Annotated in this window: 10 protein-coding genes; 1 reads left to right on the forward strand and 9 read right to left on the reverse strand. The window is 62.6% G+C overall.

Annotated features, from left to right (window positions below):
* Positions 1-9: 9 nt before the first annotated feature.
* Genes AAC126_RS11475 through AAC126_RS11490 form a run of 4 tightly spaced genes read right to left on the reverse strand, consistent with a single transcriptional unit; the run spans position 10 to position 3593 of the window.
* Positions 10-867, reverse strand: coding sequence for a TIGR01459 family HAD-type hydrolase (locus tag AAC126_RS11475; protein ID WP_339853454.1), 858 nt, complete (start codon positions 865-867; stop codon positions 10-12).
* Positions 868-919: 52 nt separating this feature from the next.
* Positions 920-2131: an EAL domain-containing protein gene (locus AAC126_RS11480; protein WP_339853455.1), complete on the reverse strand. Its 1212-nt coding sequence runs from the start codon at positions 2129-2131 to the stop codon at positions 920-922.
* A 21-nt stretch (positions 2132-2152) separates the two neighbouring features.
* Positions 2153-3220, reverse strand: coding sequence for a quinone-dependent dihydroorotate dehydrogenase (locus AAC126_RS11485; RefSeq protein WP_339853456.1), 1068 nt, complete (start codon positions 3218-3220; stop codon positions 2153-2155).
* A 7-nt stretch (positions 3221-3227) separates the two neighbouring features.
* The gene (locus AAC126_RS11490) at positions 3228-3593 is read right to left on the reverse strand and encodes a DUF952 domain-containing protein (protein WP_339853457.1); all 366 of its coding nucleotides are present in this window, start codon (positions 3591-3593) and stop codon (positions 3228-3230) included.
* A 164-nt stretch (positions 3594-3757) separates the two neighbouring features.
* On the opposite strand from AAC126_RS11490, the gene AAC126_RS11495 reads away from it, so the two are divergent.
* Positions 3758-4603 carry a branched-chain amino acid aminotransferase gene (locus tag AAC126_RS11495; RefSeq protein WP_339853459.1) on the forward strand — a complete coding sequence of 282 codons (846 nt, stop codon included), beginning with the start codon at positions 3758-3760 and terminating at the stop codon, positions 4601-4603.
* 50 nt (positions 4604-4653) lie between these two features.
* Here AAC126_RS11495 and AAC126_RS11500 read toward each other — a convergent pair whose 3' ends face one another.
* The 5 genes from AAC126_RS11500 to cobS all read right to left on the reverse strand — a co-directional run bounded on the left by AAC126_RS11500 (position 4654) and on the right by cobS (position 10200).
* Positions 4654-5094 (reverse strand): dihydroneopterin aldolase, encoded by a 441-nt coding sequence (locus AAC126_RS11500; protein ID WP_339853461.1) that lies wholly within the window; start codon positions 5092-5094, stop codon positions 4654-4656.
* Between the two features lie 125 nt (positions 5095-5219).
* Positions 5220-5543 carry an NIPSNAP family protein gene (locus AAC126_RS11505; protein ID WP_339853463.1) on the reverse strand — a complete coding sequence of 108 codons (324 nt, stop codon included), beginning with the start codon at positions 5541-5543 and terminating at the stop codon, positions 5220-5222.
* A gap of 152 nt (positions 5544-5695) precedes the next feature.
* Positions 5696-7216: a bifunctional UDP-sugar hydrolase/5'-nucleotidase gene (locus tag AAC126_RS11510; RefSeq protein ID WP_339853464.1), complete on the reverse strand. Its 1521-nt coding sequence runs from the start codon at positions 7214-7216 to the stop codon at positions 5696-5698.
* A gap of 86 nt (positions 7217-7302) precedes the next feature.
* The gene (gene cobT, locus AAC126_RS11515) at positions 7303-9174 is read right to left on the reverse strand and encodes a cobaltochelatase subunit CobT (protein WP_339853466.1); all 1872 of its coding nucleotides are present in this window, start codon (positions 9172-9174) and stop codon (positions 7303-7305) included.
* 24 nt (positions 9175-9198) lie between these two features.
* Positions 9199-10200, reverse strand: coding sequence for a cobaltochelatase subunit CobS (gene cobS / locus AAC126_RS11520; RefSeq protein ID WP_339853468.1), 1002 nt, complete (start codon positions 10198-10200; stop codon positions 9199-9201).
* Positions 10201-10319 lie beyond the last annotated feature (119 nt).

Below are 10319 nucleotides of genomic sequence, written 5' to 3' on the forward strand. Positions count from 1 at the left end.
TCCGCTTCCTCACCATACAAGCGCGTCCGAGAAGTAAGTCGGGCGTGCACCATGGCTTGCAACCAGAGACACGAGCCCTTCACCCGCACCGCCGGATTCCGCCAGCGCGACGGCATGAATGCCGCAGCCCAGCAGCAGGCTGTCGATGCCCGTCCGGTTGGCGCCGAGAATATCCGTCTCCAGATTGTCGCCGACGACCAGAACCCGATCCGCCGGGAGACCGATGCGGTCGAGGCAACGGGCAAATATCTCGGGATAAGGCTTGCCGAAATAGCGCACCGGGCCGCCCATTTCTTCGTACCTCTCCGCCATGGCACCCGCACAAAGAAGCTGCGCGCCGCTCTGCAGAACGGACTTGTCGGGATTGGCACAGACCATCGGCAAGCCCCGCTCCGCGGAAGCCGACAGCACCGTCTCGAAATCCTCCAGCCGCGTTTCCGAAATCTCCGGCCCCGCATTCAGAACCCAGTCGGCTTCCCCGGCATCCTGCACCACCGTGAAGGAGCCTGCAGGCACCGTATCCGGAAACCGCTCCTGTCCCAGCCACAGCACCCGCTCGCCAAGCGCTGCCGATGCCGCGTCCCGTCTGCCGCCGACGATATCGGCGACCATGCCACCCGAGGTGACGATCTCGGTGAACCAGCCAAGCTCGAAACCGATGGCTTTCAGACGCTCTCCGACGATGACGGGAATGCGCGGGGAGTTGGATAGGACGAGTATTTTCTTATCCCGCTCAGCCAGAGCCTTGACCGTTTCCAGCGCCCCCGGAAATGCATTTCCGCCATCATAGAGCGTGCCCCAGACATCGAAGATGAAACCGTCATAGCGATCAGAGATCCCGGCAAAGGCAGACAAAGGCGCGGTCATTCCGAAACTCCGGAGGTAAATAATTTCAGGGCAGCGGCACGGAGCCGCACGCTTATTTGGCGGGGGCCGTGGTCGGCCGGGGCTCTCCGAAGAGATACCCCTGACCGAAGTCGATTTTGAGATCGAGCAGATCGCGCAGCATGTCCTCGGACTCGATTTTCTCCACGATCAGATCCATGGCGCAGCGGTCGAGCACACCCTTGAACCGCCCCATATCCAGTTGCGGATCGTCACCCCGGGCCAGCTCATGCAGCATGTGCGCGCCGACCTTGATGTATTTGAAACCAAGGCTGGCCAGATGCGGCAGGTCGAGATCCAGCGTGCGTACCTGATCGAGCGAGAAATGGAAGCCCAGATCCTGCAAGCGCTGCAGGTTCACCTGGGTCTCGTAGGTCGGGTTGGTGATTGCTTCCTGCTCGAATTCGAAGAACAGGTTCGGCGTCAGTTTCTGGTTGTCGCCCAGAAATTCGATGAAGTCGGTGAAGAAATCGACATCCGTCAGGGAGCTGTCGGAGATATTGCAGAAGAAGGCGAGCCCCGGCTGCCCGCGCACGGCACGGCGCACAAGCTGGATGCAGCGGAACAGCAACATATTATCGATCACGGCGACCAGGCCCGCGGATTCCGCGAGCGGAATATACTGCTCCGGCATGATCACCCGGCCGCGATCATCGACGATACGGGAGAAACATTCATAGAACTGCCGCTGACGCTGCGGCAGGTTGACGATCGGTTGCAGATAGAGATCGACCCGGTCTTCCCGGAGCGCCTGCTCGACGATCGTCAGCACCTCGTCATCATCGATCAGCAGCAGCGGCTCACTCGCCCCCGATGCGGCGGCGACGGCGGGCAGGCCGACATCGTCGGCTTTCTGTTTCTCGCCATCCGAGGGTTTCGGCCGCGCCTTTTCCGGCGCCTTCGCGGAAAGCTGGCCGAGCAGACCCTGCAAAATCTTCAGCTCAGACACGACATGGCCGCTGTCCGGCATGGCTTCGATGGTTTCCCGGATGGCGGAGACTTCCTCGCGCGCGGCATCCAGATCATGGCGCGTGACGGCCAGCTCGTGTGCCAGCACTTCAAGTTGCCGCTCCGAGGATTCCCGGGACGCCTTCACGGATGTCCCCATGTGAATGAGGCTGCCGGCAGTCAGCAGCAGCAGGCCCGCGCCCCATCCGGGCAACCCCACGAACGGAATAACGGGTGCCAAGACCGCAATTGCAATGGCGGGAAGCAGATAGAAGCTAACGATCAGGACGTGACGCAACGCCGCAATCCCCTTTCCGGTTCAAAGCGTGGCCCCAGCCTCCACGCCGATAACCTCCGTGACGGAGGAACAGCCATCCCGTTCAAGCAGCGTGCCAAGCTCTTCGGCGATGCGGCGAACGAGACCGGGTCCTTTATATATCAAAGCGGTGTAGAGCTGAACGAGAGAGGCACCGGCCTTGATCTTGGCATAGGCTGCTGCCCCGGAATCGATCCCGCCAACACCAATCAACGGGACTTTTCCGCCGGTCAGCCGGTAAGTCTTCGCCAGAATCGCGGTCGACGGTGCGAACAGAGGCACTCCGCTCAGGCCGCCCGTCTCCCCCTTGCTGCTGCTTTTGAGGCTATCGGGGCGGGCGATGGTGGTGTTGGAGATGATCATCCCGTCGATCTCCTCTTCCAGCACAACCCCGACAATGCCCTCAAGCTGCGCGTCTTCCAGATCCGGCGCGATCTTCAGCAAGATCGCCGGGCCCGCTCCGCTCACGGCCTCGGCCCGCGCGGCTTTTGCCGCCTTCAGCAACTCGCGCAACGGTCCCGGCGCCTGCAGATCCCGCAGGCCGGGCGTGTTGGGGGAGGAGACATTGATGGTGATGTAATCGGCCAGCGCGGCCGTGGCCCGGACACCGGCCGCGTAATCGCTCTCCGGCGTCTCCACACCCTTGTTGGCACCGACATTGGCTCCGACGATGCCCTGCGTCCTGTTGCGCCGGGCGAGCCGGGCCGCACCTGCTTCCAGGCCGCTGTTATTAAAGCCGTTGCGGTTGATGACGGCGCCATCTTCCGGCAGGCGGAACAGGCGCGGGCGCGGATTGCCCGGCTGCGGGCGCGGCGTCATGGTGCCGACCTCGACGAAGGCCGCACCGAGCTTCAGGGCGCCGGCAAAGGCTTCCGCATCCTTGTCGAACCCGGCGGCGATGCCGACCGGATGGGGGAAGCGCAGGCCGAACAGGGATTGCCCGAGACGCGCATCGGGCGCCCAGCCGCCGGCGGACGGGCCAAGCCCGGCGGACAGGGCACGAACGGTAAGGCGGTGTGCGGTCTCGGGATCGAAGCAACGCAGCAGGGGAAGAGCAAGATCAGCGAGCATAGTGTGTTTATTCCGCCTTCATCGCCGGGAAGACATGCAGACCGTCCTCGCCCAGCGGCAAATCGAATTCAGCGGCGACCGCGCTGACCGGTAAGGGCCCGTACAGGTGCGGGAACAACTCCCCGCCCCGGGCCGGCTCCCATTTCAGGGCCTCGCCGAGAGCCGCGCTGTCCACTTCCAGCAGCACAAGACCGCGCTCACCGCTGCGGTGCTTCGCCGCACTCCCGGTGACCTGGAGCGCTGTCGAGAAGTGCAGGAAACCGTCGGCCGTATCCTCGCGGGAGCCCTCGTAGGAACCGGCTGCCCTGGCGCGATCCCAGTCGGCCCGGCGCGAAAGGTGGTAAATCCACCTGAATGTATCTTGCTGTGTCATGGCCGGGAGAGTAGCCGCGCCCCCTGCCAATCTCAAATTGTTCCGCAGCCTTTCGGGACAATTGCATCATTGGCATAGCCCGGAGGGCCGGGCTAAGCTGCCGAAAAACCGGGGCGCGTCCGTTGACCCCCGCCAAGCCTAAAAATCAAATCTGGAGCATTCCAATGAAATCGCTGACGTATCTCGATGGCGAATGGCAAGAAGGCAACCCGCCGGTTCTCGGCCCGGCAACCCTGGCAACCTGGCTCGGGTCGGTGATTTTCGACGGTGCGCGGTCCTTCGAGGGAACCGCCCCCGACCTTGACCGGCATTGCCAGCGCGCCTGCGCCTCGGCCGAGAAAATGGGCATGAAATCTCCGGTCAGCGCCGAGGAGATCGAGCGCCTGGCCCGTGAGGGCATCGCCAAGTTCCCGGCGGATACCGCACTCTATATCAAGCCGCTGATGTGGGCCGAAGATGGCTGGATCTATCCGGATCCGGCGACCACGCGCTTCATGCTGCATATCTTTGAGTCGCCCCTGCCGGAGCCTAAGGGCTTTTCCGCCCATATCTCCAGCCGCCGGCGCCCGGCGCCCGATCAGGCACCGACCGACGCCAAGGCCGCTGCCCTCTATCCGAATGCGGGCCGCGCCCTGCGCGAGGCGAACGAAGCCGGGTTCGATAACGCCATCATGCTCGACCCGGTCGGCAACGTGGCCGAATTCGCAACATCCAACGTCTTCATGGCGAAGGACGGTCTGGTGAAAACCCCTGTCCCGAACGGCACCTTCCTGAACGGCATCACCCGTCAGCGCATCATCAAGCTGCTGCGTGAGGATGGCGTGAGCGTTGAGGAAGCCACCGTGACCCCGAAGGACCTGCGCGAAGCGGACGAAATCTGGTCAACCGGCAACCATGCCAAGGTCACCCCGCTATCACGGTTCGAGGACCGGGAGATGCAGCCGGGGCCGATGGCCGCCCGGTGCCGTGAGCTGTATTGGGGTTTCGCGAAAAAGAACGCGGCCCTCTAGGGACCGGAAACACAAACCCGCGGCGGCAAGGTGGCCGCGGGTTGGCGACATCAGTTTTGCGGGCGGAATTTCTCGATCAGGGTGCCGACGCCGCCGACATCCGCGAAAATATCGAGCTTCTCGACCTCGACCTTTACCGCCAGCACGCGGCGATCGTCGAAAGCCAGCTCGCAGATCCGTTCCGCGAAACCTTCCACCAGCAGGACATGGCCCGCTTCGGCGATCATCCGGATACGGCCGATGAAAGTCTCGTAGCAGAACACCCGGCTGTAATGGCTGCCGATGCCCTCTTCCGGATAGTCCAGGGTCAGGTCGACCGAGATCTTGACCCGCTGCGGGTCCGCCTTTTCGAACTCATGCACACCGATGAACATGTTGAGCACGAGATCACGGATACGCACCGTATAGCCTGGGCGGGACCTGGCATTAGGGGCCGCATCGCGCACCACATCCAGCGGCGTTACATTGTCGCCAATCAGATCTCTCGCCACGGGCCGTTCCCTTCATTCATCCCGATCCAGCCGCCATGGGTATCGCATCGAACGCTCCGCGAACATCCGAAATCCGTCACGAAGCTGTAATTTACGACAGGGCGGCTGGATCGGGCGGTGTCATGTCAGGTCTTGATGTCGAAGAAATCGACCGGCTTCATCAGAATGTTCTGCTGTTCCACAAGACCGCCGAATTCCGCGCTGTGCTTGGTGTATGTGATCCAGTCCGGGTCGGCCCACATGGCGGCCCGCTTGGCTTCACGGTCGCCCGCGCTCTCATAGACCCAGATATGGATATACTGGTTCGGGTTGCCAGTTTCGGTGACCATATAGGCGAGCGGCTGGCCCAGATGCTTGGTCTGCGGCGCCTTGCCATATTTCTCGTAAATCTCGAGATGTTTTTTGATCGCGCCGGGACGGCAGGTGTAGGTACGTACGTCGAGCAGCATGGAATCCTCCCAAAAATCCAAAGTCTGCCCGTAGCATAAGCACTACGGCGCGCGCCCTCCAGCGCCGAAGCGGAACGAGATGCAAGACGGCCCGGAGACAGTCCGGAGACACAATCCAGAAGCCCCTGCCCCGGAGACCCAGCCCCGAAATATCAGTCCAGGCGGCGCACCCGCCCATCGACCCTGGATTTAACGCCCTTGTTCTTCTGCACATAATCGATGACCTGGCTTGCCATCAGGCGGGCCGAGCTGGCATCGACGATGACCACGCCCTTCTTGAAGGCATCATATCCGTCACCGCCCCTGGCAATGAAATCATTGACCGCAATGACATAGACCTTGCCGAGATCAAGCGGAGTCTCCGCGACTTTCACGTCCGACACCCGGGAGCCGGCGGGTTTGCGGCCGTCAAAGGCGAAGCTGATGCCGGAGACATGCGGGAAGCGCCCGGCTCCCTTCTCCACCTGCGAAACCCCGTTTTCCAGAGCCGCGCGCAGATCGGATCCCTTCAGCCGCATGGTCACCGTCCGGTTGCCGAAGGGCAATTCCGTCAGCACATCCTTCCGGGTCAGCGTGCGGCCTGCCTGATAGCCGGTATCGCCCCGGATGCCGCCACCGTTCGTGATCGCCGCATCCGCGCCCGTCGCCGCCCGCATCGCGTCGGCGATCAGATTGCCAAAGGCATTTTCCGCGGACCGCACGGAAGCCCGGCTTGTATCGAGCGCAACCTCGGTCACGCCGACCTCGGTTGCCAGCTCCCGGTCCAGCTTGGAGCTATAGGCCGCGACCTTCCCCGCGAGCCCGGGATCGGGCTCCACGTCGATCGTATTAATCAGCGAGAAGCTCGGCTGCCAGACCAGTTCCGGCCCGTTCCGGCCCTCGACCCGGTCGAGGGCGATATCCATGATCCCGACAAAATTGCCCTGGCTGCCAGCTTTCAGAATGGCCTGTTTTCCGTCATAGAGCACCAGCACCAGATGATCGTGGCCGCCGAGCACAATGTCGATACCCGCCACCTGGCGCAGCGTCTCCAGATCGCTCTGATAGACCGCATGGGTCAGGGCGATGACGAGATCCGCGCCATCCTTGCGCAGCTCCGCCACGATTTCCTTCGCCGTCTCGGCCAGTGGCGCAAAGCCGACATCGGGGCCGGAGCTGGAAAGGCTGGGCGTATCGGTCGTGGTCAGGCCGAGCAGGCCGATCTTGTATTCCCCCGCCGTGACCATGCGCGAGCGCTCGGCCCCGGGGAAACCGGGTTTGCCCTTGTAGGAAATGTTGCTGCCGAGAACCGGATACTTGGCTTCCTTCAGCCGCTGCATCAGGACCTCGGGACCGAAATCGAATTCATGATTCCCGAGCACGGCGGCATCGAAGCCGATCGCGTTCGCCAGATCCACCATATGGGCGCCCTTGTCGAACCCCGAGAGCAGCGATGGAGACAGCATGTCGCCGCCGAAAGTCAGCAGCATCAGGCCGCCATCCGCTTCGGCACGATCCCGCTCGTAGCGCGCGATGCTGGCGATTTTAGCGGCCCCGCCGGCGCCATCCCTGGCATCGAGCCTGTCCCAGTCATTGACGTGGACAATCGACAGACGCAGCGGCTCCGCAACGGCCGGAGTGCCGCAAACCGCAAAGAGCGTGAGCCAGAGTATCGTATGGAGCGTGGCGCGCATGGCTTCTCTCCGTAAAGGACCAGTCAAAGACTAGCCTGTTTTACGGGAAATTTCACCTACCACCGTGAAAAGTCTCGACTATTCCGCTAGGCGGATCGACGCATCTCCGCCCGGCGATTGCGCGGGGTATCCTCGTCGAACAAGCTGGTCAGCTGATCCATCATGGTTCCGCCGAGTTGCTCGGCATCCACGATTGTCACCGCACGGCGATAATAACGCGTCACGTCGTGCCCGATGCCGATGGCAACCAGCTCAACCGGGGACTTGTTCTCGATATACTGGATCACTTCGCGCAGATGACGCTCCAGATAATTCCCCGGATTGACGGAGAGCGTGGAATCGTCGACCGGCGCACCATCGGAAATCACCATCAGGATGCGGCGTTCTTCCGGCCGCCCCAGCAGGCGCTGGTGGGCCCAAAGCAGAGCCTCGCCATCGATATTTTCCTTCAGGATACCTTCACGCAGCATCAGGCCGAGGGATTTGCGGGCATGACGCCACGGCGCATCCGCAGGCTTGTAGACGATGTGACGGAGATCGTTCAGGCGTCCCGGATTGACCGGCTTGCCGCCCTGGATCCAGTTCTCCCGCGACATGCCGCCCTTCCAGGCCTTGGTGGTGAAGCCGAGAACCTCGACCTTCACACCGCAACGCTCAAGCGTGCGGGAGAGAATGTCCGCGCTCATCGCCGCGATGGAGATCGGCCGGCCGCGCATGGAGCCCGAATTGTCGATCAGCAGGGTGACGACCGTATCCCGGAAGTCCGTATCCTTTTCCATCTTGTAGGAAAGCGAGCTGTCCGGCTGGACCACCACGCGGGAAAGCCGCGCGGCATCGAGAATGCCTTCCTCGAGATCGAACTGCCAGGACCGGTTCTGCTTCGCCATCAGCTTGCGCTGCATCCGGTTCGCGAGCTTCCCGATCATGCCCTGCAGGTGGCTGAGCTGCTGATCCAGCAGGGCCCGCAGCCGGGCCAGCTCTTCCGCGTCGCAGAGTTCATCCGCCCTGACGACCTCGTCATATTCGGTCGTGTAGGCATGGTAGCTTTTCAGCAGCCGGTTACCGTCATCCGCATTCTGCATCTGCGGGGGCGTGCCGGGATTGGCCGGCTGCTCGTCACCCTCACCGGGTTCGAAGTCGCCGTCTTCGCTGTCTTCACCTTCGCCGGCCTCGTCGCCGGAATCCATGTCGGACGGCACCATTTCCGAAGAAGTGCTGTCTTCCGCGGTGCCCTGCGTGCCGCTGTCGTTCAGCTCCTCGCCTTCGCCGCCATCGTCTTCCGCCTCGGACTCGGAATTCGACTCGTCGGTCATGCCGTCGTCGCCGACTTCCAGATCGAGATCGCTGATCAACTGGCGGGACAGTTCCGCATAGGCTTCCTGGTCCTCGAGGTGGCTCGACAGCTCAGAGAGCGTATCGCCGATCTTCGAGTTGACCCAGGGGCGCCAGAGATCGACCGCGCCCTGCGCGCATTCCGGCGGCGGGGCGCCGGTGATCGCCTCGCGGGCCATCAGCCGGACTACTTCGGAAAGGGCGACCTCATCCTTGTCGGTCACGCCTTCCAGGCCCAGCTTCTGGTACCGCTGTTCCATCGCCGCTTCGAGGTTCCGGGCAACGCCGGACATGCGCATGGCACCGAGCGCCTCGACCCGGGCCTGTTCCGCCGCGTCGAAGATTTCCAGCGCGGCCTGGCCGGACGGCTGACGTTTGGCATGGGTCGCCGCATCGTGGAAGCGGAGCTTCAGGGCAAGGCCGTCCGCCTCGCCACGGACCCGCGCGACATCCTCTGCCGGAAGCCCGCGTGGCGGGGATGGCAGCCGCACCCGGTCACCCGAGGCACTGGCCTGGTCCGCGCCATAGGTGACCTCAAGCTCTCCCTCGTGGGCCATTGCCCGCACGCAGGATGCTGTCGCGCGCTTGAAATCCTCAAGCCGGTCGTCGTCCGCCATCGATGCCATCAGGTCCTGTCCGCGCTGCTTTCTCTATTCCGCCGCGCGGATGCTGGTCTCCGGCAGGTCGGCCCCGAAACAGCGCTGATAGAATTCGGAAACCGTGGCCCGCTCGACCTCGTCGCACTTGTTCAGGAAGGTCAGACGGAACGCCGTCGCGACATCCTCGAAGATGGTCGCGTTCTCGGCCCAGGTGATCACGGTCCGCGGCGACATAACGGTGGAGATGTCTCCGGCGATGAAACCGGCCCGGGTGAGATCCGCCAGGGAAACCATGTTGGAAATCGTCTCGCGGCCTTCCGGCGTGTCGTAGCTCGGCAGTTTCGCCAGAACGATATCCACCTCACGATCATGCGGCAGATAGTTCAGCGTGGTGACCACGTTCCAGCGGTCCATCTGACCCTGGTTGATCTGCTGCGTGCCGTGATAGAGGCCCGTGGTATCGCCGAGACCGACCGTGTTGGCGGTGGCGAAGAGACGGAAATACTTGTTCGGATGGATCACCTTGTTGGTGTCCAGCAGGGTCATCTTGCCGTCGGCTTCCAGCACGCGCTGGATCACGAACATCACGTCGGCCCGGCCGGCGTCATATTCGTCAAACACCAGGGCCACGCTGTTCTGCAGCGCCCAGGGCAGGATGCCTTCACGGAATTCGGTGACCTGCTTGCCGTCGCGCAGGACGATGGCGTCCTTGCCGATCAGATCGATACGGCTGATGTGGCTGTCGAGGTTCACCCGAACACACGGCCAGTTCAAGCGCGCCGCGACCTGCTCGATATGAGTCGATTTACCGGTGCCGTGATAGCCCTGGATCATGACCCGGCGGTTGTGCGCGAAGCCGGCCAGAATGGCGAGCGTGGTCTGCTTGTCGAACAGATAGGTCGGGTCCAGCGTCGGAACGTAGTCGCTCGCCTCGCTGAAGGCCGGCACCTTCATATCGACATCGATGCCAAAGGTCTCGCGAACCGAGACCTCAATGTCCGGCGCTTCGATATTGTGCGCAGGCTTGCGCTCGTAAACATGTGCTGACGACATGACCCTATTCCCAAATGATGTGGGTGACTATCCGGTATGAGAGCATCCGTAGCAGGGCTCCCGTGCCTTCAAGTTAGAAACTTTTTCAAAGTCGTATAGGCCTCGTTGATGATTTTCAA

This window comes from uncultured Nisaea sp. (assembly GCF_963974195.1).
GTDB lineage: Bacteria > Pseudomonadota > Alphaproteobacteria > Thalassobaculales > Thalassobaculaceae > Nisaea.

Bases quoted from the DNA above. Each gene is read 5' to 3' on its own strand.
- AAC126_RS11475 (WP_339853454.1), bottom strand. From the start codon at position 867: ATGACCGCGCCTTTGTCTGCCTTTGCCGGGATCTCTGATCGCTATGAC.
- AAC126_RS11485 (WP_339853456.1), bottom strand. From the start codon at position 3,220: ATGCTCGCTGATCTTGCTCTTCCCCTGCTGCGTTGCTTCGATCCCGAG.
- AAC126_RS11490 (WP_339853457.1), bottom strand. From the start codon at position 3,593: ATGACACAGCAAGATACATTCAGGTGGATTTACCACCTTTCGCGCCGG.
- AAC126_RS11495 (WP_339853459.1), top strand. From the start codon at position 3,758: ATGAAATCGCTGACGTATCTCGATGGCGAATGGCAAGAAGGCAACCCG.
- AAC126_RS11505 (WP_339853463.1), bottom strand. From the start codon at position 5,543: ATGCTGCTCGACGTACGTACCTACACCTGCCGTCCCGGCGCGATCAAA.
- AAC126_RS11510 (WP_339853464.1), bottom strand. From the start codon at position 7,216: ATGCGCGCCACGCTCCATACGATACTCTGGCTCACGCTCTTTGCGGTT.
- cobT (WP_339853466.1), bottom strand. From the start codon at position 9,174: ATGGCATCGATGGCGGACGACGACCGGCTTGAGGATTTCAAGCGCGCG.
- cobS (WP_339853468.1), bottom strand. From the start codon at position 10,200: ATGTCGTCAGCACATGTTTACGAGCGCAAGCCTGCGCACAATATCGAA.